General features: G+C 59.8%; 19 protein-coding genes. 5 read left to right on the plus strand and 14 right to left on the minus strand.

All coding sequences use genetic code 11. From position 1 onward, the window contains the following. Positions 1-2: 2 nt before the first annotated feature. From AO356_RS15730 to AO356_RS15750, 5 genes are all read right to left on the minus strand, one after another. Positions 3-707: a FadR/GntR family transcriptional regulator gene (locus AO356_RS15730; RefSeq protein WP_060740540.1), complete on the minus strand. Its 705-nt coding sequence runs from the start codon at positions 705-707 to the stop codon at positions 3-5. A 59-nt stretch (positions 708-766) separates the two neighbouring features. Then, entirely contained in the window at positions 767-2,080 is a 1,314-nt protein-coding gene (locus tag AO356_RS15735) for a C4-dicarboxylate transporter DctA (protein ID WP_060740541.1), read from the minus strand. A 323-nt stretch (positions 2,081-2,403) separates the two neighbouring features. Continuing rightward, positions 2,404-2,949, minus strand: coding sequence for a hypothetical protein (locus AO356_RS15740; RefSeq protein ID WP_060740542.1), 546 nt, complete (start codon positions 2,947-2,949; stop codon positions 2,404-2,406). 207 nt (positions 2,950-3,156) lie between these two features. Then, the gene (gene glyA, locus AO356_RS15745) at positions 3,157-4,410 is read right to left on the minus strand and encodes a serine hydroxymethyltransferase (protein ID WP_060740543.1); all 1,254 of its coding nucleotides are present in this window, start codon (positions 4,408-4,410) and stop codon (positions 3,157-3,159) included. A gap of 229 nt (positions 4,411-4,639) precedes the next feature. Further along, positions 4,640-8,488 (minus strand): EAL and GGDEF domain-containing protein, encoded by a 3,849-nt coding sequence (locus AO356_RS15750; RefSeq protein WP_060740544.1) that lies wholly within the window; start codon positions 8,486-8,488, stop codon positions 4,640-4,642. Positions 8,489-8,759: 271 nt separating this feature from the next. Between AO356_RS15750 and ettA the strand changes: the two genes are divergently transcribed. After that, positions 8,760-10,424: an energy-dependent translational throttle protein EttA gene (gene ettA / locus AO356_RS15755; RefSeq protein ID WP_018601028.1), complete on the plus strand. Its 1,665-nt coding sequence runs from the start codon at positions 8,760-8,762 to the stop codon at positions 10,422-10,424. A 109-nt stretch (positions 10,425-10,533) separates the two neighbouring features. Here ettA and lanM read toward each other — a convergent pair whose 3' ends face one another. From lanM to AO356_RS15780, 7 genes are all read right to left on the minus strand, one after another. Further along, positions 10,534-13,596 (minus strand): type 2 lanthipeptide synthetase LanM, encoded by a 3,063-nt coding sequence (lanM, locus tag AO356_RS15760; RefSeq protein ID WP_060740545.1) that lies wholly within the window; start codon positions 13,594-13,596, stop codon positions 10,534-10,536. A gap of 81 nt (positions 13,597-13,677) precedes the next feature. Then, positions 13,678-13,836, minus strand: coding sequence for a hypothetical protein (locus AO356_RS32835; protein ID WP_177431746.1), 159 nt, complete (start codon positions 13,834-13,836; stop codon positions 13,678-13,680). 153 nt (positions 13,837-13,989) lie between these two features. After that, positions 13,990-14,133, minus strand: coding sequence for a hypothetical protein (locus AO356_RS32840; RefSeq protein WP_175534988.1), 144 nt, complete (start codon positions 14,131-14,133; stop codon positions 13,990-13,992). Between the two features lie 190 nt (positions 14,134-14,323). Beyond that, entirely contained in the window at positions 14,324-14,815 is a 492-nt protein-coding gene (locus AO356_RS15765) for a GreA/GreB family elongation factor (protein ID WP_060740546.1), read from the minus strand. 70 nt (positions 14,816-14,885) lie between these two features. Continuing rightward, positions 14,886-15,242: a hypothetical protein gene (locus AO356_RS15770; protein WP_060740547.1), complete on the minus strand. Its 357-nt coding sequence runs from the start codon at positions 15,240-15,242 to the stop codon at positions 14,886-14,888. 116 nt (positions 15,243-15,358) lie between these two features. Further along, complete coding sequence (locus tag AO356_RS15775) at positions 15,359-17,212, minus strand: DUF4105 domain-containing protein (RefSeq protein WP_060740548.1); 1,854 nt, start codon at positions 17,210-17,212, stop codon at positions 15,359-15,361. An 89-nt stretch (positions 17,213-17,301) separates the two neighbouring features. After that, positions 17,302-17,790 (minus strand): DUF3015 domain-containing protein, encoded by a 489-nt coding sequence (locus tag AO356_RS15780; protein WP_057451579.1) that lies wholly within the window; start codon positions 17,788-17,790, stop codon positions 17,302-17,304. A 273-nt stretch (positions 17,791-18,063) separates the two neighbouring features. On the opposite strand from AO356_RS15780, the gene AO356_RS15785 reads away from it, so the two are divergent. From AO356_RS15785 to AO356_RS15800, 4 genes are all read left to right on the plus strand, one after another. Continuing rightward, positions 18,064-20,502: a Lon protease family protein gene (locus AO356_RS15785; protein ID WP_060740549.1), complete on the plus strand. Its 2,439-nt coding sequence runs from the start codon at positions 18,064-18,066 to the stop codon at positions 20,500-20,502. 350 nt (positions 20,503-20,852) lie between these two features. Next, positions 20,853-21,194, plus strand: coding sequence for a hypothetical protein (locus tag AO356_RS15790; RefSeq protein ID WP_013694243.1), 342 nt, complete (start codon positions 20,853-20,855; stop codon positions 21,192-21,194). A 132-nt stretch (positions 21,195-21,326) separates the two neighbouring features. Beyond that, entirely contained in the window at positions 21,327-21,815 is a 489-nt protein-coding gene (locus tag AO356_RS15795) for a TIGR00645 family protein (RefSeq protein WP_047230159.1), read from the plus strand. Positions 21,816-22,018: 203 nt separating this feature from the next. Continuing rightward, positions 22,019-22,636, plus strand: coding sequence for an FKBP-type peptidyl-prolyl cis-trans isomerase (locus AO356_RS15800; RefSeq protein ID WP_003205746.1), 618 nt, complete (start codon positions 22,019-22,021; stop codon positions 22,634-22,636). 134 nt (positions 22,637-22,770) lie between these two features. Here AO356_RS15800 and AO356_RS15805 read toward each other — a convergent pair whose 3' ends face one another. Next, complete coding sequence (locus AO356_RS15805) at positions 22,771-23,028, minus strand: hypothetical protein (protein WP_003205743.1); 258 nt, start codon at positions 23,026-23,028, stop codon at positions 22,771-22,773. A 205-nt stretch (positions 23,029-23,233) separates the two neighbouring features. Further along, complete coding sequence (locus AO356_RS15810) at positions 23,234-23,575, minus strand: zinc ribbon domain-containing protein YjdM (RefSeq protein WP_053123983.1); 342 nt, start codon at positions 23,573-23,575, stop codon at positions 23,234-23,236. Positions 23,576-23,675: the final 100 nt, after the last annotated feature.

Consider the following 23,675-nt stretch of genomic DNA (forward strand, 5'->3'; position numbering starts at 1 on the left):
GTTCAAGTGCCGAGGTTGTCGTCCGGAATATTCAATTCGATGCCCATGCGCTGGCCTTCCCGGAGAATATGCCGACGCATTTCGGCGCTGGCCTGGGCGCTGTTCTTGCCACGAATGGCGCGGACCACGGCTTCGTTCTCTTCCAGGCGTTCGGCCAGGTGCTCGGGCGAGTTGCGCAACACATCGGCGCTTTGCTTGAGGGCGTTGCTGGTCTGCTGGACCACGTTCTGGAAGATCGGGTTGGACGTCAGGGCAAACAGTTCTTCATGGAAAGCGATGTAGGCGTTGGCGCAGGCGTCGCTGTCGTTGGCTTCCAGGGCTTCGCGCATGTCCATGAGGGTCAGGCGCAACTGGCCGACATCCTTGCTGCTGATGGACTGGGCCACCAGGCCGACGATGAAGGGCTCCAGGGTGTAGCGCAGCTGCAGCAAGTCTTCCAGGCTCGCGCCGGCCATGGCACTGCCTTCGCTGACGGCATCGCCGGGATTGGCCTCCAGCACCACGACGCCTTTGCCGGGCATCGAGCGCACCAGGCCCAGGGTTTCCAGCACAATCACCGCTTCACGCAGGCTTGGCCGGCTGATGCCCAGTTGCTCGGCCAACTCGCGCTGGCCGGGCAGCATGTCACCCGAGCGCCACTGGCCCCGGGCGAGGGCGGCGCGGAGTTTCTCCACCACGGAATTGACGACGGTCGATGAGCTGATCACATGTGACTCCTTGGAAATCAATCAGGCGATGCCGGCTCTCGGGCCGGCATCGCCGTCTTTCAGAATTGCTGGTGATGGGCACTGCCCACCGGTTTTCTGGGTTGGAAGGTATAGCCTTGTTGGCCGGACAGCACCTTGCGCGCCCGGGGGACGTCGATGTCTTTCTCCCAGCGGGCAATCGCCACGGTCGCCACACAGTTGCCGATCAGGTTGGTCAGGGCCCGGCCAATGCCCATGAACCAGTCCACGGCCAACACCAGCACCAGGCCGACCACCGGGATCGCCGGGATCGCGGTCAGCGTCGCCGCCAGTATCACCAGCGCCGAGCCGGGAATTCCGTGGGCGCCCTTGGACGTGATCAGGGATACCAGCAGGATGGTCAACAGATCGCTCAGGGCCAAGGGCGTACCGGTGGCGTTGGCAATAAAGACAATCGCCAGGGTCAGGTAGATGGAAAACCCGTCCAGGTTGAATGAGTAACCGGTTGGAATCACCAGGCCCACGGTGGAGCTGCCGATCCCCAGGTGTTCGAGCTTGCGCATGATCTGGGGCAGCACGGCATCGGACGAAGCAGTGCCGAGTACGATCAGCAGCTCTTCGCGCAGGTACTTGAGAAACGGCAGCATCGGCAGGCCCGACGCACGCATCACCAGACCAAGGATCAGCGTGACGAAGGCGATGCAGGTCAGGTAGAACAGGCCGACGAGGCTGCCCAGGTGCTGCAGCGAGTCCAGGCCATATTTGCTGGTGGTGAAGGCAATGGCCCCGAACACACCGATAGGAGCCAGGCGCACGATCATGCCCATGATGCGGAAGATCACATGGCTGAGTTCGTTGATCAGCCGCGAGATGCCGGAAGCCGCGTCGCCCACCAGGTTCAGCGCGCTGCCGAACAGCACTGAAAACAGCAGGACTTGCAGAATGTTGTTTTCAGCGAAGGCACCGATCACCGAGGTTGGGATCAGGTTCATCAGGAACTGGGTGGTAGTGACCATGTGCTGGCCGCGTTGGGCGATGTCGTTCACGTCCGCGCTGGAGAGCTGCTCCAGATGGATGTTCGCGCCGCTGCCAATGCCTGTGCTGAAAGCGAGGACCAGGCCGATGACCAGGGCGATGGTGGTGAGGACTTCGAAGTAGATGACCGACTTGAGGCCGATGCGCCCGACTTTCTTGAGATCACCGGCGCCGGAGATGCCGCTGACCACCACGCAGAAAACGATCAGGCCGATGAGCATCTTGATCAGCTTGATGAAGCCGTCGCCGAGGGGTTTGAGCTGTGCTGAGTATTCGGGAAGGGTAAGCCCGCAGACGATGCCGAGCATCAGTCCGAGGACAACTTGTAGGAAGATCGACCGCGAGCACCATTTGAGCATGGGAGGGATTCCTGGTTCGGTGTCCTTGTTCGCCAGGGGGCTGGCGTCGGGACTTCATTATTGTGGTCTTACCGGTTTGTCCAGTGCAGGCGCAGTCTAGGCGCTGTTTTCGCGGATGTGCAAGTACGATGATGAGGATTTGGCTTGACCGGTCTTACCAATTGCGGTGAAAGCCCTGAGCTTGAGCCTTTTCTCGGCCGGAAAAAAATATCGCCAGATGCCTAAGTGGGTCAGTTAAGGAGAGAACCCAGGACTGTGGCGAGGGAGCAAGCTCCCTCGCCACAGGGGGATAGATGGGTTGTCCCTGCCTTGCATTAAATGTCCTACGGGTATTTTTCTCCGAGGATGCTCAGAATGAACGTCACCTTTGACTGTTCTTCCGTCTCGGCAAGATAGAGATAAGGCGAGCCCCGTAGCCTTAATCCCCCCACATGTTTTCTATTGGCTGTCATGAGCGAAATACGGCTGTGACCGGGTTTGATGGTTTTCGGCGTGAGGACATTCTGTTGAAAGTCGATAAGAGTAAAAAGTGTCGGCTTTTTAGTATTGGGATCCTGTGCGCCAAGTACTTCAAACCAACTTTTACTGAGCAGTTTGTTGTAGTGCTCGCCGGCGTTTTTCATGGTCAGCAGATAGCCACCCGCCGTATGCCGGAAATGCAGTCGCAAGGGCTCGCCACGCGTCCTCGGATCTTCGGCGCGCATGCCAAGCAGGTGTGAGTGGTCCTGGGTCTGGGGTTTGCCGGTATAAAATCCACCGCTGAAAGAGCTGACGGTCGCCATCGCGGGTTTGCCATGCAGCCTTTCCAGTAGGTTGACGTGAGCGCTAAACATATCAAGTGTTGCATGAAAGGAATGTTCACTGTCCATGTGAATATTGACTCCTGTAAGGGTTGATCAAGTTTGGGGTGGGGCGAGCTGGATCTTATTGAGTTATTAGTCGCTTGTGGGGTTGCCTATATTGCAGGACGTTAAATGCTGGCTGGCGTTAGTTGTCTGGTCGTATGTTTTGCATACCAATAAAAAAGGCCCGCATCTTTCGATGCGGGCCTTTTTGGCTACGTGTGGGCGAGCTGATTAAGCGCCGTATACCGGCAGCTTCTTGCAGATAGCCTTGACCTTCTCACGCACGGCGTCGATGACCGCTTCGTTGTTCAGGTCCGCCAGGATGTCGCAGATCCAGCCGGCCAGTTCCTTGCACTCGGCTTCCTTGAAGCCGCGAGTGGTCACGGCCGGGGTGCCGAAGCGCAGGCCCGAAGTGACGAATGGGGAGCGTGGGTCGTTGGGTACCGAGTTCTTGTTCACGGTGATGAACGCCTTGCCCAGCGCTGCGTCAGCGTCTTTGCCGGAGATGTCCTGCTTGATCAGCGAGAGCAGGAACAGGTGGTTTTCAGTACCGCCGGACACCACGTCGAAGCCGCGCTCGATGAACACGCCGGCCATGGCCTTGGCATTCTTCACCACTTGTTGCTGGTAAGCCTTGAACTCAGGCTGCAGCGCTTCCTTGAAGCAGATCGCCTTGGCTGCGATCACGTGCTCCAGCGGGCCACCCTGGGCGCCCGGGAAGACGGCGGAGTTCAGCTTCTTCTCGATGTCGGCGTTGGCGCGCGCCAGGATCAGGCCGCCACGTGGACCGCGCAGGGTCTTGTGGGTGGTGGTGGTGACCACGTCGGCGAACGGCACCGGGTTCGGGTACACGCCCGCGGCAACCAGGCCGGCCACGTGGGCCATGTCGACGAACAGGTAGGCACCGACCTTGTCGGCGATTGCGCGGAAACGCGGGAAGTCGAGGATCTGCGAGTAGGCGGAGAAACCGGCCACGATCATTTTCGGCTTGTGCTCGAGGGCCAGGCGCTCGACTTCGTCGTAGTCGATCAGGCCATTGCCGTCGATGCCGTACTGGATGGCGTTGTACAGCTTGCCGGAGGAGGAAACGCTGGCGCCGTGGGTCAGGTGACCGCCGTGGGCCAGGCTCATGCCCAGGATGGTGTCACCGGCCGACAGCAGCGCCAGGTACACGGCGGCGTTGGCTTGGGAACCGGCGTGCGGCTGGACGTTGGCGTAATCGGCGCCGAACAGTTCCTTGGCGCGGTCGATGGCCAGTTGCTCGACCACGTCGACGTACTCGCAACCACCGTAGTAGCGCTTGCCCGGGTAACCTTCGGCGTACTTGTTGGTCAGTACCGAGCCTTGAGCTTCCATCACCGCGGGGCTGGTGTAGTTTTCCGAAGCGATCAGCTCAATGTGCTCTTCCTGGCGCTGAGCTTCTTGCTCCATGGCGGCAAAGAGATCGGCGTCGTACTTGGCAATAGTCAAATCACGGCTGAACATGGCGGTCCTCAAGGATCGGGGCAGAAAAGGGGGGCATTCTACCTCAACCGGTTTTGGAAGGCATATGAAAGGGCGTCATGTCGCGGACGAATGGGATTCACGCGACATTCTGCGTAGCCTTGGCGGGCCCCATCGCGAGCAAGCTCGCTCCCACATTTGGACCTGCGTGCCCATCACCCTGTGGGAGCGAGCTTGCTCGCGATGAGGCCACTACAGGCACCGAAGAGCCTCAGTCGAGCATGAACAACGCATCATTGCTGAACTGCGCTTCGAACCGATTGGCCGGCATCGGCCGGCCGAACAGGTAGCCCTGGACTTCGTCGCAGCCGTGCTCGCGCAGGAAATCCAACTGCTCGTGGGTCTCGACGCCCTCGGCGATCACCGCCAGGTTGAGGCTGTGGGCCATGGCGATGATTGCCCGGGCGATCTGCGCATCCTGCTCGCCGGACGGCAGGCCGTCGACGAAGGTGCGGTCGATCTTCAGCACGTCGATGGGGAATTGCTTGAGGTAGTTGAGCGATGAATAACCGGTGCCGAAGTCATCGACGGCGATGCTCAGGCCCAGGTTTTTCAGCCCGGCGAGGATCTGCATCGCCTCGCTGACTTCGCGCATCAGGATACTTTCCGTCAGTTCCAGCTCCAGGCAGGCCGGGGGCAGGCCGGTGCTGCGCAGGATATTGGCGATGCGCGTGCCCAACTGGCCGTCGGAGAATTGCCGGGCCGAAATGTTGACCGAGACCTTCGGTACCCGGACCTTGGCCTGGTGCCAGGTCCTGAGTTGCCGGCAGGCTTCGGTGATGACCCAGTCGCCGACGTCCACCACCAGCCCGAGCTCTTCGAGCACCGGGATGAAATCCCCCGGCGGCACCAACCCACGTCGCGGATGGCGCCAGCGCAGCAGGGCCTCGGCACCGGTCAAACGTTTGCCATCGCCGCTGAACTGCGGCTGGTAATACAGCACGAACTCGTTCTGCTCCAAGGCGTGGCGCAGGTCGCTTTCCAGCTCCAGGCGTTCCAGGGCGCTGGCGTTCATGTCGGCCTGGTAGAACTGGAAGTTGTTCTTGCCACGCTCCTTGGCGTGATACATGGCCGTGTCGGCGTTCTTCATCAACTGGCTCAGTTCGTTGCCATCCTGGGGGCTCAGGGCAATACCGATACTGGCGGTGACAAAGAACTCCCGGCCTTCGAGCACAAAGGGCCGGACCAGGCTGGCAAGGATCTGCTCGGCCACGGCAATTGCCCGGTTCAGCGCCGTTTCCCGGCTGGCGCGGGGTTGCAGCAGCAGGGTGAACTCGTCGCCGCCCATGCGCGCCACAGTGTCGTCGTCGGCGACGCAGCCGAGCAGGCGCGTGGCCATTTCCTTGAGCATCCGGTCGCCAGCGGCGTGGCCCAGGGAGTCGTTGATCGGCTTGAAGCGATCGAGGTCGAGGAACATCAGCACCACCCAGGTCTTCTGCCGCTCGGCCGATTGCAGCGCGGTGTGCAGGCGATCCTGGAACAGCGTGCGGTTGGGCAGGTGGGTCAGGGCGTCGTAGTAGGCCAGGCGATGGATACGCTGCTCGCTGGCCTTGCGTTCGCTGATGTCGCTGAAGAAGCACACATAGCTGGCCAGGTCGCCTTCGTCGTCCAGCACTGCGGTGATGCCGACCCAGGCCGGGTAGTGTTCGCCATTGCGGCGCTTGAGCCAGACTTCGCCTTCCCAGGTGCTGTGCTGTTGCAACTGCTTGAGCACGTAGCGCAAGTGGGCTTCCTGTTGCTCGTCCACGGTCAGCATGTTGGGCAACTGGTCCAGCACTTGCGACACGGCATAACCGCTGACGCGACTGAAGGCTTCGTTGGCCTGGACAATGTAGCCGGCCGGGTCGGTGATCAGGATCGCCGAGGTCGAGTGCTCGAAGACCGTGGCGGCCATGCGCAGGTCTTTTTCGGCGCGACGCTGCTGGCTGATGTCGCGGCCAACGCCGAGCACGCCTTCGAACGCGCCGTGTTCATCCCACACCAGCACCAGTCGCAGCTCGATGGGGATCTTGCGCCCATCGGCGCGCAGGCAGTCGAACAGGAACAGCTGGGTCTGCATCTGGTTGCGCAGCTCGGCCAGATGCTCGGGCTTGTCCAGGGCCTTGCTGACGCGGTCCATCAGGCTGTAGATGCCGGTCAGTTGTTGTGGATTGGCGATGATCGATTGCCAGCCGTTCTGGAAAATCCAGTCGGCGGTGTAGCCCAGCACCGCTTGCACCGACGGGCTGACGTAGTTGAGCGAAAGCTTGTTGTCGGTGGAGAAGATCACGTCGCTGATGCTTTCGGCGAGCATCCGGTAGCGTTGCTCGCTGTCGCGCAGCGATTCGCTGGCCTCGATCTGCTCGGTGACGTCCTTGGCCACGCCGATGATCCGGGTCACCTGGTCATGCCGGTCACGGGCCAGTGCCTGTTCGCGAATATCGAAACAGCGCCATTTGCCATTGCGATGGCGAAAGCGCAATTGGCATTGCAACAGCTGCGTGTACCCGCCACGGCGTTGTTCCAGGCGCAGGTTGTGGTAGTGATCGGCGTCGTCGCTGTGCAGCAGGATTTCCCAGAAGTATTCGCCCATCTGGTGCAGTTCGGTGCGATCGTACCCCAGGGTCTGGCCCAGGTGATGGTTGCTGAAGATCATCCGCTGGCTGATGACATCCTGCACGTAGAGATGATCCGGAACGGTGCGTACCACGTCGGACCAGAAACCTTCGCGCTCGAGCAGCGAGAGTTCGATCAGCTTGCGGCTGGTGATATCGCTGATGCTCAGGATGACCGCGTTGTAGTCGGGCTGTTTTTCCGGCAGGCGCAGCACCAGCCACAGGTGCTGGTCGCGGCCATGGGCGTCCTGGAGCTTGATTTCCAGTTCCAGTTGCTTGTGTTGGTCGAGCAGCGCTTCGAGCAGTTTCGAGCCGATGGGGTTGTTGTCTGGCGTGCCCTTGCCGACCAGCAACTGCCAAGCCTGGGCACAGGAGTCGACGTTGAGCAGTTTCAACGCCATCTGGTTGACCTCGGTGACGTGGACTTCCTGGCGCAATTGCTCGAGTTGGTGAGCGGTTCGCAGCCAGGCGCGCAATTGATCGCCATTGTGCAGGCCGACCCGCTCAAAAAAGGCCTTGAGCCCCGACAGGTCCAGCACGCACAGGGCCACGCCGGTGCCTTCGAAAATATCCTGGTAACGCCGTCGACCTTCGTGCAACTGCCGCTGGCGCCGGCGCATGTTCAAGAGCGCGATCACCGGCAACAACGAGAACGCCAGGCCCAGCAGGCACTTGCCGATGAAGGCCGGCAGCAGTTGCTCGATCACCTGGCGCCGGTCGAACAGCCCCCGCAGTTGCCAGTCGCTGCTGCTCAGGGGCACGGTCAGTACCGTATTTTCCAGGTCATCCGGCGACAGGTGGGTAGGGCTGATCGATGGCAGGCTCTCGTCGCGGCTGACGATCTGCTGGTTGAGGCGGTTTTCCACCAGCCATAGCGGGCGCAGCCCCACATCGGCTTGCTTGGTCAGGGTGGCGAAAAAATTCGGGGTCAGGCGCAGGGCCCAATAGCCACGGCTGCTGCCGCTGGCCTGGTGCAACAACAGATGCACCACGGAGCCGTCTTCGGCATTGCTGAAATAATGGGCCTGGGCCCGGCTGCGCCGCACCAGCTCACCCAGGTAGGCGGCGTCATGGCTGTCGGCGTCGCTGTCACTGAGCACCCGGCCGGAAGGGCTCAGCAGTGCCAGGCTGCGCAATTCGGGTAACGATTGCTGGAGTTTACGAACCAGGGCCTGCTGTTCGTCGGCACTTTGTGGCTGTTCGACGATCGGTAGCAGATTGAGGGCGATTTGCGCGTTCAGGGCCATGTTCAGGCTGACTTGCGCGGCGAGATCGGCGGTGTAGTCGATGGTGTATTGGCGCTGTTGCTGTTGGGTTTCACGCAGTTGGTCGAGCAGTTGCCAGAACAGCAAGCCGAGCAACAGCAGCACCAGCGTGGCCAGCGCGCCCTTCAGTGTCCCGCGCAGGGGCGAGCCGGGCACGACAGCGGGTGCGCGAGGGGACAGGGGCGGAGTGACGTTGGACAAGCTGTAATCCTGCAGTTTGCTGGACTGGCGCGACGTGCACTATAAGCCGGACGCCCGAAGGGCGGCTAGCATGCCTTGACTTGTGGCAAAGTGCCAGCCCCTGGCGGCTGGACCTTGACCGACGGTTGAGGTAGCTTTGCCGGTCAAACAAGAGCGTTCCAGCTCCAGATTCCCAGGCTCTATCCGCCCGCAGGCATTGATGACCGTCAAGTGCCGGCGCCGCGCGTGGCCTGGCTCGTTCTTTTCACCTGTCACTGACGCTAGGTTCACCATGGCTCAATACGTCTTCACCATGCATCGGCTGAGCAAAGTTGTTCCGCCGAAGCGGGAAATCCTGAAAAACATTTCATTGTCGTTCTTCCCCGGGGCCAAGATCGGCGTACTGGGTCTCAACGGCTCGGGTAAGTCCACGCTGCTGAAAATCATGGCCGGCGTCGATAACGAATTCGACGGTGAAGCCCGTCCGATGCCGGACCTGAACATCGGCTACCTGCCCCAGGAACCGCAACTGGACCCGAGCAAGACCGTGCGTGAAGTGGTCGAGGAAGCGGTCAGCGTGATCAAGGACGCCCAGGCGCGCCTCGACGAGGTCTATGCCGCCTACGCCGACCCGGATGCCGACTTCGACAAGCTGGCCGCCGAACAGGCCAAGCTCGAAGCGATCCTGCAGGCCAGCGACGGCCACAACCTGGATCGCCAGCTGGAAGTTGCCGCCGATGCACTGCGCCTGCCGGCCTGGGACGCGAAGGTCGAACACCTCTCCGGTGGTGAAAAGCGCCGCGTGGCCTTGTGCCGCCTGCTGTTGTCGGCCCCGGACATGCTGCTGCTCGACGAGCCGACCAACCACTTGGACGCCGATTCCGTCGCCTGGCTCGAACACTTCCTGCATGACTTCCCGGGCACCGTGGTTGCGATCACGCACGACCGTTACTTCCTGGACAACGTCGCCGGCTGGATCCTCGAACTCGACCGCGGCGCAGGCATTCCGTACGAGGGCAACTATTCGGGCTGGCTGGAAGCCAAGTCCGATCGTCTGGCCCAGGAATCCAAGCAGCAGTCGGCCCATGAAAAAGCCATGAAGGAAGAACTGGAGTGGGTGCGCAAAGGCGCCAAGGCCCGCCAGTCCAAATCCAAGGCACGTCTGCAGCGCTTCGAGGAAATGCAGTCCCAGGAATTCCAGAAGCGCAGCGAAACCAACGAGATCTACATCCCGGCCGGTCCGCGCCTGGGTGACAAGGTCATCGAGTTCAAGAACGTCACCAAGGGTTATGGCGACCGCGTGCTGATCGACAACCTGTCGTTCTCCATGCCCAAAGGCGCCATCGTCGGTGTGATCGGTGGTAACGGCGCGGGTAAATCCACGTTGTTCCGCATGCTGATGGGCAAGGAAACCCCGGATTCGGGCAGCATCGAAATCGGTGAAACCGTGCAGTTGGCCTGCGTCGACCAGAGCCGCGAGGACCTGGACGGCAGCAAGACCGTGTTCCAGCAGATCTCCGACGGTTCCGACCAGATCCGCATCGGCAACTATGAAATCCCGTCGCGCACTTACGTCGGTCGCTTCAACTTCAAGGGCGGCGACCAGCAGAAGTTCGTCAAGGACCTGTCCGGCGGTGAGCGCGGTCGCTTGCACCTGGCGTTGACCTTGAAGGAGGGCGGCAACGTCCTGCTGCTCGACGAACCGTCCAACGACCTCGACGTCGAAACCCTGCGCTCCCTGGAAGAAGCCTTGCTGGACTTCCCGGGCGCCGCCATTGTGATCTCCCACGATCGGTGGTTCCTCGACCGCGTGGCGACCCACATCCTGGCGTACGAAGACGACTCCCAAGCGGTATTCTTCGAAGGCAACTACACCGAGTACGAAGCCGATCGCAAGAAACGCCTCGGCGAAGCGGCCGCCCAGCCGCATCGTGTACGGCACAAGAAACTGGCCTGATAGGGATCGGAAATGTGGGAGCGAGCTTGCTCGCGATGGCGGTGGTCAGCGACATTGAGGTTGACTGATCCACCGCTATCGCGAGCGAGCTCGCTCCCACAGCTCTAGCCTACGTCTGCAGCGCGAAATCGAGCGAGAGTATGTTGGGGATCGTTGGATCGATCTCATACAGCAAGGCATAACCTGCCCCCGTAATGCCCGTCAGCAGGCTGACGTCGGGAACACGATCGCTGTCGAGAAAGGGGCCTGCGAAAAACTGCCGGGCGACTTTGCCAAGGGCCTGCTTGACCCTGCTGATGCCCTCGGGGTCATCGGCGTGACGATACAAGTCATACAGGCAGATCAGATTGCCGAAATCGCCATGGCACAGGTTATAGCCATCGCCCAAGCCGTGCTGCCAAAGATTGTTCTCGCAACGCTGGATGTCGTCGAGCACCGTCTGCCGGGTGGTTTCGTCCAAGACCTCGCCCATCGACTTCATGAGTTGTCGCCTGGCGATGAGGATGCCGCCGTCTCCGTGACACCACTTGGTGGCATGGTCGACAGGGCCCAGGTCTCTCAGATCCAGCCAGAAACCCTCTCGGCTCAAGCGATTTTCACCCTCCAGTACCTGGATGGCCAAGGGCACCAACGCCCCATCGCCGGTCACATCATAGGCTTTGCACAAGGCCAGGATGACGCCGGAGAGACCATGGGACAGGCCCGTTAAAATGACGGAGCGGTCATCGCGTCGAAGAAGCTGGCCTTCTTCGATCAGTATCTGGTCCTTTATGTAGGCAACCATGCGCCGAATGGCCGGCAGCACATCCGCTTGCGCCGATAACCCATGGATATTGGCCAGCAGCGTCACCGCACCACAACAGCCGCCCAGGAAGTCGAAATCGTAGTCTTCAGGGGGTACATCAATCAGTTGGGTCAGTAGGCTGGCAATTTTCTCATCGTGTTGTGAATCGCCGGTGATTTGGCGACGATTGATGAGCAGATAGAGATAAGAGCCCAGGCCATGATAGGCACTGACGGTCAGGTCGGCTTTGAAAAAGCCAAAGTGTTGTTCCAGTGAAGCCAGTACCTGATCCAGGAGCGACAGTAAGCGTGGTTTGCCGCTTACCTTGAACAGGCTCAGATAAAACAACCCAATCCCGGCGATACCGGAGTACAACCCATGATCCATGGGTGAAGGGTATTTTCCACGAGTCGTTGGGTGCGTATGGAACGCCAACCAACTGACGTCCGTTGCCGTTCCCTTGATCGCGAGCGCTTCGAGGCGGGAACTGATGCCGAGTATTGCGTCGAGTCGATCCGCTTGGGGCGCTTTTAGGGGGGCACGTGATGACGGCTGTCCGTTCGACTCCGGATACAGACACATTTCAAGCAGTGTGAGTTGTAATGCCCTGTCGGCTGCGGACAGATTGGCTATTTTCTGTAAGCAGCTTTTTATCGGGGGTTGTACTTTCGTCATGTCTATTGTTTCACCTTGGGCGCTCATCAACGCATTGGAATTGAGCGGCATGGTGAAACACGGAATGCTGGATCTTTGCAGGTCGGCTATTTCATGACGCGGGATGCCCTTTGCTCGATAGGGCTCTTTCAAGTCTTTCCACAGGGTTGCAAGCAGAAGCTCCCGGTCCAACATGTTTTTCATGAAGCGTGGATGACGGCTCAGGCCGATAAAGTCCGCATAACGTTGAGAGTTTTTGAGCAATACGCGGGTTGATAATTCGCCTGCGGATTGCTCAAGCATCTGCATGATCGTGTGCCGATGCGTCAGCAGTTCGCCATAGGCATATTCAAAGCCGTGGACAAGTTCGGCTTTATACGTTTCATGCCCCTTGCGTTCACCCTGCAAAAGCGGCAAATGCTTTTGCTGCAGAAGGTGTTCGAACTCGACTTTACGTAAATGGTAAAAACCATTTTCGAAAACCAGGGTGTGGCGGGTGGAAATGAATAGCGCTTGCCGAGTCAGCCCGCTCTGGTCGTTATTGGATTTTTGGGAAAAGGGTACGAAGCCGCTGGAGCACACCGACTGCTGGATCAATTTGAAGGTGTTGGACAGTGCGCTATCGAGTGGCAGTTCGAGTAACAGGTCGCTGGTGGACGCAGTGAACAAGCACTCAAGATCGATCATGACAGGGCTGCTGCCACACGCAATGATGTTCTCGTAATGGAAGTCGATGCCGTTGAGTGCATGAATGACGGCGATCTGTGCGCCCATCTTTTTATAGAACAGCGCCACGTCCGCTGTGTTGGCACAAGGCGTGTTGTCGACCTTTTCTATCCAGCTATGGCGCTCACGGCTGAGGATTCTTGGCGCGTGGATGGCAAAGCAATCCGCGCCTGTCCACTCACGTAGTTGTCCAAGCAGTTGATTGAAAAAAAGTGCTTCGCGGCTTGCCCGTGGCTTGTAGACCAATGAAATCGCGCAGACCTTAACCTGGCAGACCGTTTCGCCGCGACCGTGGGGGTCACCCAGGCCGAACTCGATGGCCTCGATTTTCCGGGACGGGATCGAGAATTCCGCCTCCAGTGCTTCAACATCGTCGGCGAAATCGAGAATGACCGCATAAAGGTAATTGAGAGTGTCTTCCAGCAAATCCAGCAGCAGTGTCGCCAGTACGGGATAGGATTCGAAAAATTTCAACAACGGCAATGTGCGCAGGTGTTCGTTGAATCCGTCCAGATCAAGGTCGTCGCCGTCGGCAATTTGCGTATTCAGAAAATGGACCAGGCTTTGTTCCGAGGTGCGTCCGACTCGGGCCAGGATATAGCGCTCAAGGCTTGCCAACAGGGCGGTTTCATCAATGTGCAGTGACGCTTTGGCGTAGCGCCCATCCACCTTGAACGTGTCGATGAAATAAAGAAAAAAACGGTAGCCAAACCAATAAAAATTGTCTTTGCCGCTCATGGTCTCTGTGTCGACGTGAATGCTGTCAAGCCGAGTGAGCTTGTTCTTCAGGTCCATCAAGACGGTTTCGCCGTCGACAGGCAGGGACGGGTGGTTGATGGGCTCCTGGGCATACGACGCCAGTTGGTCCCTGTTCAACCCGAAATGATCCAGCAAGGCCTGATCATCAGCATGCAGGCGGGTCAGGTTGTTTTCAAAAAGGGCGATGTCGCCGTCGGAAGAGAATCTGTACCGGCCTCGCTGATTCAACTGCAAAGCGTTAACAAGCATGCCGTTGCTCCTGACATGGATAGAGCAGGCGTTGCCTGCTCTATGTTTATAGGTGTTGCCTGTTTCGATCAGTTGAAGGGCTTAACACCCGAGTGTCGAGCATTCCAGATTGGTGCACGTTCCAAAGGTGTTGCACTCCATCGTCGTTGCCAGGATCGACCCCGTGTTGTTGGTGGGGGCTTGGTAAGCGTCGAACTCGCCATAGACATCGCCGGACATGTTCAGGATTTGTTCGCTCATAGTGTTTTCCTCATCAGTTATCAAACATCAAGTACAGTCGGTTGGGCGCGAGTAAGCGCATCCGAACGGTAGGATGTTGATGATGTTGTTGTATAGGTGGGGTTAGGAAGTATCAAGGGCCTGTTGTGCAGGTCTACTTTGATGGGAAAGGATTTAGCATAAAAGAGCGGTGCAGTTTATGGTTCCGCATTCGACAATGGTCAGTGCTGCTGACTCGGAGCCGAGATCAGTTACCTGTTGGTAGAACTTGAAGTCGCTGTCGAAGTCACCTGACATTGCCAGTATTTGTTCGCTCATTAGTGCATCTCCTTTCTGTTTTTACAGTGCGCCGATTACGGTGCGGGAAAAACAGTAGCATGGTCCTTATTTAACGCAAACTTGTTGTTATGACCTCATGTTGCAGTTACATATGGCTACAGGCAAGTAACAGATTGTTGTCGGGTCTTGATGTTAGAAGCTTTAATCATGATTAAAGAAACCGGCAACATCATGGGAGGTCTATCGCCACGACCTCGATGGCGAGATCTCCCAGCGGTCGCTTCCATGTCACTTCATCCCCAACTTTCGCCCCCAGCAACGCCCGCCCCAGCGGCGAGCCCCAGTTGATCAAGCCACTGGCCGCATCGGCCTGGTCTTCCCCCACTAACTGCACCCGTTGCTCATGATCCTGTTCATCGACAAAGGTCACCCAATGCCCGATCCGCACTTGGTCGGACGACGTCGGTGCAACGACCTGGGCGCTTTGCAGGCGCTGCTTGAAATAGCGCAGATCCCGTTCAAGGTCGGCGATCCGTTGTTTGTCCGCCAGTTCCCCTCGGGTCGCCTGCTGGCTGTGCAGGGCCTGCAACTCGGCGAACCGGGCCTGGAGCAGGGCAAGCCCGGTGGGCGTGACGTAATTGGGTTGCGCACTGACCTGACGTTCGACCGGCTGGTCGGCCTGGGCAGCGGCGTTGTCTTCGTTGACGAAAGCGCGGCTCATGGTGTTCTCCTCTATTGGAGTTTGGTCCATGGTCGCAGGCTTTTGGTTTCGACGAATGTCTATGCGCGACTCACGGCGAGCGATAAGCCCGGGCGGCGTCCCGATCCTTTTCTTGTTGCCAGGCACGTTCGTGGTCATCCCAATGACGATCGCGGTAGGCATTGCGCTCCTCGCTTTCGCGCATCGCCTGGCACTGCCGGAAACCATCGCTCCAGCCTTCGGCGTAGCGCGGATCCTTGAGGTACCGTGGCACGTCTTTCCTGAACTGGCCGGTGATCACCCCCGCCGCTTGCCGACCACTGCTGCAACCGTCGTCGTAGCCGTCGGCGAACGCCGGTGGGTAACCTCGGGCGATCAGGTCTTCATGAGTGGTTTCACAGCCACCGAGCAACATCAATACACCCAGTACCACTGCCGCACACCTCATTTGAGCCTTCCTGCCGTATCCACTTATACGAGAAGTCTAGAAGCGGATTCGTCAGGCCGATGTGAAAGCCCTGTGATTAATCCGTTCGTCTCTGTGCGCGTGCAGAGCGGTCTGGCTCAATAGTGATACCACTTCACCTCGAGCATCACCTCGTTCTCCGGCGAAGCCAGGTGGCTGAACTCTCGCTGGGCACTCAAGCGCAGGCCGAGGTTGCGGGACAATTCCCACTGCTGGTTGAGGCTCAGGCTACGACGCACTTCGCCGTTGACGAAATAATCGCCCTTGGCTTCCAGGCTCAAGTTGCCCAGCGGGTTTTTCCACAGCACGCCGCTGTTGAAGCCGGCGGCCGGGGCGATGAACTGGGCGAAATCGTTGTTGTGCTCCACCCGCACCGTGCCCAGGGCAAAGCCCAGCACATCTTCGCCCAGCGCCCAGGTACCACCGGCACCGCCGTTGACGTGGCTGACCAAGGTTTCATCGTCGTGTTTGCCCGGCACCCGCTCCAGGCCGCCGGTAACCTGCCAGGACAGCGGTTGCAGCAGCTCGTTGCGTGGGGTCAGGGAGCGAATGGTCGCCAGATCCAGTTGCTGCACCTGCCAGTCATTGCCTTCGTACTGGCGCAGTTTCAATTGCAGGATTTCGATCTGTGCTCCCAGGGGGAAACTTTCGGCGTTGTCGTTGAGGTCGTGATAGGCCATGCGCAAGCCGTATTCGCCGAACGCCCGGTCGCCCCGCGTGCCGAGGCCGGCCTGCCAGGTGCGGGATTGGTGACCGTCCTCGGGCAGGCCCGGTTGCGGGATGTCGAGTTCCGGTGCGGGGTTCTGGTTGATCGCCCGCAACAGCTCGAAGCTGCGCTGGGCCCGTTGCGGATCGCGTTCCTGGCCGTTGGCACGATAGCGTTCCAGGCGATACGCCGCGTCGATGATCAGTGCCTGGCGTTCGCGGGGCAGCACCTTGAATGCCGGTGTTTGCAGTTGCTGCTGATCGGCGCTGACGTTCAGTACCCATTGTTGTTCGTCATCGCTGAGCGGTTCGGCGCGGCTGAGCAGTTCCCGTTCCCGGGACGGCCGATACTGGATGCTTTCCACCAGGCCGGCTTCTTTCACCGCTTTGACGGTGTCGGTGGGAATCGCCGTCAGCGGGAACTGTTCGGTCAGGCGCAGGCTGGGGCGGGCCACTTGCAGCAATTCAAGCAGGCGATAGGAGCAGTTTTCGTCGAAAAAGAAATAGTCGAACTGGATCTGCTTGAGTTCCCAGACGTGCTCGACCATGCGCTCGGTTTCCGCCTGGCTCAGGTTGAGGCGGTATTCCCACAGGTCGCGGTTCTCCAGGCTACGGTACTCGGAGAGTTTTTCCTGGTACGGCACCAGGGCGAACAGGCCCGGATAGCCGCCCATCAGGCCCTTCCAGGCATAGAGGATGCTGTTGTCCGAGCCTTCGATGTAGGCGCCAAAGTTGATCGCGTAGCTGAGCAGGGCGGTCTTGTCGCTTTGCACATCGGCCTGGTCGATGCGTAACAGGGTGTGGCCGAACATCGAGGACGGACTGTTGAGGTACGCGGCGGGGAAAATCATCACCGCACTGTGGGGCGACACATCCTTGAACCACTGGGTGAAGTCGCTGCAGTTGACCGCCGGCAGGTCTGTCAGGTTGAGCTGCGCCTTCAGCCAGCGGGTGCGCGCCGGGTACACGCACTGGGCATGTTGCTGGCCGGCGCTGGCCGGGCCATACAAGGCTTGCAGCGTGGCGGTCAGTTCACGGTCAGGGTGTTCGTTGCCGTCGGGGGCGAGGAAGAATTTTTTGTCGCTGATATAGCTGCGCCAGCCACCCAATTTGGCGGTTTCGTAGTGGCCCAGGGAGATCCAGAAGCGGTCATTGGCCAGTTGCTGCAAACGTTGAGGGTCGATATGAGGCGCGGCGGACAGCGGGGCGCACACACAGAGCGCCAGCCAGGCAAGGCGTTTGAGCATAGTCGGCTACTTGGAAAGTCGAAAAAATAAAGACCGAAGGGGCCCCAAAAAGAAAACCCGCTCCCCGAGAGGAGCGAGTGGTGCCGAGCTTAAGCTTGAGTGGCGTACTTGGCCAGGCGAGGGTCGCTTTTCAGTACGGCCAGGGTGTTGGTATGCACATCTTCTGCGGTTACGTCAGCCTTGCTGAAGATCTGCTGGAAGTGCTCGTGGGTAACAGCGGAGAAGTGTGCGCGATCTTCCGGCGCCACGCCCAGTACCACGGCATAGGTGGTCAGCGCTTCGCCCTGACCCTTGGCCATGTCTTCGGACAGCTCGTTCATCATGCCATTCATGGCCAGCCAGGACTTGCCACCGTAGGTCAGTGCCGCGTTGGTCGAGCAGCCGTTGGTGCCGGAGGTCATGCCGAAGGTGGCGTTGCCGGAAGTGCCGTTGGTGGTGGATGCCAGGAAGTGTGCCGGAGTGCCACGCTGACCTTCGAACAGCATGTTGCCCCAGCCGCAATCCGGGCCGCCCGGCGCCTGAGCCATGGCGTTGAGGGATACAGCGGTGAAGAGAGTACCGAGAAGAATCCGTTTCATAGCTATGTTCTCTTTATGTGCATACCAATGGACAGGGTCTGGCCCCTACAGCTGCCAGTGGGCCGGTTATTGTTCCAGCCGCGCACTTTGGAGTTTAGGCACGATCCCAGGGTTCCGTGACATTTTGCAAAAACATTACGGGGATCGCCTGTTTACGGGGCTGCGCCCGGGGTTTTCCCATTGACTATGCTTTGGTCTGAGGCGCTCCTTGCCAGTCAGGTGCAGGCAGCGCCAGAATGCCGCTATCTGCCCCGCCTGATGTAAGGAAGCCCGATGCCTGATCCTGTTGCTGCCAGCTTGCGTCTAGCGCCCGAAGCGCTGACCCGTCCGTTTTCCGCTGAACAGTTCAGCTTCTCTACCACCAATGATCTGGAGCCCTTCCGCGGTGTGCTCGGCCAGGAACGTGCGGTCGAAGCCTTGCAGTTCGGCGTGGCCATGCCGCGCCCCGGTTACAACGTATTTGTCATGGGCGAGCCCGGCACTGGCCGGTTTTCCTTCGTCAAACGCTACCTCAAGGCCGAAGGCAAGCGCCTGCAGACCCCGGCGGACTGGGTCTACGTCAACAATTTCGATGAGCCCCGCGAGCCTCGTGCCCTGGAGCTGCCGTCCGGCACGGCCGGTGCGTTCATCGGTGACATCAACGGCTTGATCGACAACCTGCTGGCGACCTTCCCGGCGGTGTTCGAGCACCCGTCCTACCAGCAGAAAAAAAGCGCCATCGACCGCGCTTTCAACCAGCGCTACGACCGGGCCCTGGATGTGATCGAGCGCCTGGCGCTGGAGAAGGATGTCGCGCTGTACCGTGACAGCAGCAACATCGCCTTCACGCCGATGAGCGAAGGCAAGGCCCTGGACGAGGCGGAATTCGCCCAGTTGCCGGAGGCCGAGCGCGAGCGTTTCCACGAGGACATCTCCGGCCTGGAAGAGCGCTTGAACGAAGAGCTCGCCAGCCTGCCGCAATGGAAGCGCGAGTCCAGCAACCAGTTGCGCCAGCTCAACGAAGAAACCATCACCCTGGCCCTGCAACCGTTGCTGGCGCCGCTGTCGGAAAAGTACGCGGAGAACGCCGCGGTCTGTGGCTACCTGCAAGCCATGCAGGTCTATCTGCTCAAGACCGTGGTCGAGCAACTGGTGGACGACAGCAAGACCGACGCCATCGCTCGCAAGCTGCTGGAAGAGCAGTACGCGCCAAGCCTGGTGGTCGGGCATCCGTCCAGCGGTGGCGCGCCGGTGGTGTTCGAGCCGCACCCGACCTACGACAACCTGTTCGGCCGGATTGAATACAGCACCGACCAGGGCGCGCTCTACACCACGTACCGACAGCTGCGTCCGGGTGCCTTGCACCGGGCCAATGGCGGTTTCCTGATCCTTGAAGCGGAAAAAATGCTTGGCGAGCCGTTCGTATGGGATGCGCTCAAGCGCGCCCTGCAATCGCGCAAGCTGAAGATGGAGTCGCCCCTGGGTGAGCTGGGACGCCTGGCCACGGTGACCCTGACGCCGCAACACATCCCGTTGCAGGTCAAGGTCGTGATCATCGGCGCCCGTCAGCTCTATTACGCCTTGCAGGACCTGGATCCGGACTTTCAGGAAATGTTTCGCGTGCTGGTGGATTTCGACGAAGACATCCCGATGGGCGACGAGAGCCTGGAGCAGTTCGCCCAGTTGCTCAAGACTCGCACTTCAGAAGAAGGCATGGCGCCACTGACCGCCGATGCAGTGGCGCGCCTGGCGACCTACAGTGCCCGGCTGGCCGAACACCAGGGACGCTTGTCGGCGCGTATCGGCGACCTGTTCCAACTGGTCAGCGAGGCGGACTTCATTCGCCAACTGGCCGGTGACGAGATGACCGATGCCGGCCATATCGAACGCGCCCTCAAGGCCAAGGCCACCCGCACCGGACGCGTCTCGGCGCGAATCCTCGACGACATGCTGGCGGGGATCATCCTGATCGACACCGCGGGTGCGGCCGTGGGCAAATGCAACGGCCTGACGGTGCTGGAGGTCGGCGATTCGGCGTTTGGCGTGCCGGCGCGGATTTCCGCCACGGTGTACCCGGGCGGCAGCGGCATCGTCGACATCGAGCGGGAGGTCAACCTTGGCCAACCGATCCACTCCAAAGGCGTGATGATCCTCACCGGTTACCTGGGCAGCCGTTATGCCCAGGAATTCCCGCTGGCGATCTCGGCCAGCATTGCCCTGGAGCAATCCTACGGCTACGTGGACGGCGACAGTGCATCCCTGGGCGAGGCGTGTACGCTGATCTCGGCCCTGTCGAAGACGCCGCTGAAGCAATGCTTCGCCATCACCGGCTCGATCAACCAGTTCGGTGAAGTGCAGGCGGTGGGTGGGGTCAACGAGAAGATCGAAGGCTTCTTCCGCCTCTGCGAAGCCCGGGGGTTGACCGGGGAGCAGGGGGCGATCATTCCCCAGGCCAACGTCGCGACGCTGATGCTCGACGAGAAAGTGCTGGCCGCCGTGCGCGCCGGGCAGTTCCACGTCTATGCGGTGCGTCAGGCCGACGAAGCCCTGAGCCTGCTGGTGGGCGAGCCTGCCGGTGAGCCGGATGAAAACGGCGAGTTCCCGGAGGGCAGCGTCAACGCTCGGGTGGTGGAGCGGCTGCGGGTGATCGCGGAAATGATCAGCGAAGACGACATCAAGGAAGCGGAAAAGGAACTGGCACAGCAGGCCTTGGCGGAGGCCAAGCCGGCTTGATGTTCTCCTGACCGCCGATAAGCCCTGTGGGAGCGGGCTTGTGGGAGCAAAGCTTGCTCGCGATAGCATTTGTCCAGTCAGCAGAAGTGTTGCATGTGGCAACCTCATCGCGAGCAAGCTTTGCTCCCACAGGCTTGCTCTCACAATCAATGTTTTGTGGATTATGTTTCAAAAGTGTCGCCACTTTGGCGTCAATATTCACACTATGACCGCTCGGCGCATTCTGGTCTTGAAAGCCCGTGAGGCCGGAACTTTTCTTCTATCCTCAGCTCAAGGATAACGAGAGTCATCATTGGATCGAAACAGCCTCTTCCCGAGACTGAATACCGGATCTACCGAGGGGCGCCGCCATGTCGCGCAACCTTTGCCTCACTCGTCAATGCCTGGGCCTTGTCACCCGTATCGAATGCGCCATCCGCCCCCTGGCGGGAGATACCGGTATGTGGACCTTGCTCTTCGCCGCCGGAATGGCTGGCGAACAACCCTCCGCCATCAAGGCCCAGGGGCCATTTCCCGGCCCGACTGCCGCCGAATCCATCCTCGACACCATTGTGCAGAGCCTGACCTTGCACGGCTATGAGCTGGCCGACGACCCGCAGATCTGGTCCTTGCACATGCAGGCCCAACTGCGTGAAATCAATGGAGGCCGTTGTCGCAATGTCGGCGGCTTCGAGTTTCGTCCGCTGCATTGAAGGCCATCGCCGCACGGGCACTCGCAGAAAAATTTTGACACAAGAGCAGGGACCAGGGATGGCCCCGGCATTTGTGGGGCAGGTCGTGGCTGATATACTCGCCGCGATTTTTCAGCCCAGGTGTGAGACTCAATGGAACGCTTTATCGAAAATGCAATGTATGCCTCCCGTTGGCTGCTGGCGCCGATCTATTTCGGGCTGTCCCTGGGCTTGCTGGCCTTGGCGCTGAAATTCTTCCAGGAAGTCTTTCACATCATCCCCAATGTGTTCGCCATGGCTGAGTCCGAGCTGATCCTGGTGCTGCTGTCGCTGATCGACATGGCGCTGGTGGGCGGCCTGCTGGTGATGGTTATGATTTCCGGCTACGAGAACTTCGTTTCGCAACTGGACATCGACTCCGACAAGGAAAAGCTCAACTGGCTGGGCACCATGGACTCTTCATCGCTGAAGATGAAAGTCGCCGCCTCGATCGTGGCCATTTCCTCCATCCACCTGCTGCGCATTTTCATGGACGCCAAGAACGTCGATCCCGAGCATCTGATGTGGTACGTGATCATCCACATGACCTTCGTGGTCTCGGCCTTTGCCATGGGCTACCTGGACAAACTGACCAAGCACTGAGGCCCGTTCCTCGCGCTGGCGCAACGCCCGCCTGGCGAACTGCAGGCGGGCGTTGTCGTTTCTGGCGGGTTGCTTTGACGTGAGGGCTCGTCACCCGCCGTGGCATCTGTGCTAGTCTGCTCGCCCTTTTGGTTCCGGGCGCTCCGGGAGGCGCTGTGTCACGCACGGCAACTCTCGAGCCGTCCGCACAGCGGAGCAGCATCATGTCCGAAGTTAACCTGTCCACCGACGAAACCCGCGTCAGCTACGGCATTGGCCGTCAGTTGGGCGACCAACTGCGCGACAACCCGCCACCGGGTGTCAGCCTGGATGCCATCCTGGCCGGCCTGACCGACGCGTTCGCCGGCAAGCCAAGCCGCGTGGGCCAGGACGAGATGTCCGCCAGCTTCAAGGTCATTCGTGAAATCATGCAGGCCGAAGCAGCCGCCAAGGCTGAAGCCGCTGCGGGTGAAGGCCGTGCATTCCTGGCGGAAAACGCCAAGCGTGAAGGCATCACCACCCTGGCTTCCGGCCTGCAGTTCGAAGTGCTGACCCAGGGTGAAGGCGCCAAGCCGACCCGTGAAGACCAGGTGCGTACCCACTACCACGGCACCCTGATCGACGGCACTGTGTTCGACAGCTCCTACGATCGTGGCCAGCCAGCCGAATTCCCGGTAGGCGGCGTGATCCCAGGCTGGACCGAAGCACTGCAACTGATGAATGCCGGCAGCAAATGGCGCCTGTACGTGCCGAGCGAACTGGCTTACGGCGCTCAAGGCGTTGGCAGCATCCCGCCGCACAGCGTGCTGGTGTTCGACGTCGAGTTGCTGGACGTCCTGTAAGACCCTGTCCGGTTTTACCGCCGGACAAAAAACTGTGGGAGCGAGCTTGCTCGCGAAAGCGGACAGTCAGTCGACATGCTCGTTGCTGACACACCGCCATCGCGAGCAAGCTCGCTCCCACAGGTTATTTTTGCTCATCCGTGAAACCTGCCGCTGAAATCACCCGTCGGGCGCAACGCCCGGGCATAGCAGAACAGGAACAGATTGCGCACCAGCTCCTTGAGCACCAGCGGCTCACTGGAATTGAGGCTGTTGAGGTCCAGGTCTCCTTGGTCCTGCAGCTCGTTCAAGGCTTCTTCTTCAAGCACCGCACAGACTTCCCCGGTTTCCCGATGCAGGATCCTGAGGTAGGGATGTGGGCGGTCCAGCCAGGCATCGATCAAATAAGTCATGGTTCTCATCTCCTTGATGGGTTCGATGAGAATAATTCTTATTCGCTAAATAGCAAGTCTCTATTGGCGTTGCGATTGTTTTTCTGACGATGGGTTGTGCCAGCTCAAGGCGGTTGGCACTTGGCTAACGCCCGAGAAATGGGGCTGAAGCGGGGAGGGTGCAGCTCCATCCCACACGCGGGGCATGGGATGGAATACAGCCGAATCAGACTTTTCTGACGAACTCGGATTTGAGTTTCATCGGGCCGATGCCGTCGATCTTGCAATCGATATCGTGGTCGCCATCGCACAGGCGGATGTTCTTGACCTTGGTGCCGACCTTGACCACCAGCGAGGTGCCCTTGACCTTGAGGTCCTTGATCACGGTGATGGTGTCGCCGTCCTGCAAGACATTGCCGACCGAATCTTTCTTCACGGTGTCGTCGGACGCCGCTTCAGCTTCGCCGCTGGCGGACCATTCGTGGGCACACTCCGGGCAGACCAGCTGGGTGCCGTCTTCGTAGGTGTATTCGGAATTGCATTTCGGGCAGGGAGGCAACGTGCTCACTAAGGTTCCTTGGGTATCAGGAGGGCAAAAGGGCGCACATTATATAGGGTTTTAGGCCGCAAAGGGCAGGGCGGTGAAATCCCCCTGTGGGAGCGAGCTT

This window comes from Pseudomonas fluorescens (genome assembly GCF_001307275.1).
Taxonomy (GTDB): domain Bacteria; phylum Pseudomonadota; class Gammaproteobacteria; order Pseudomonadales; family Pseudomonadaceae; genus Aquipseudomonas; species Aquipseudomonas fluorescens_AA.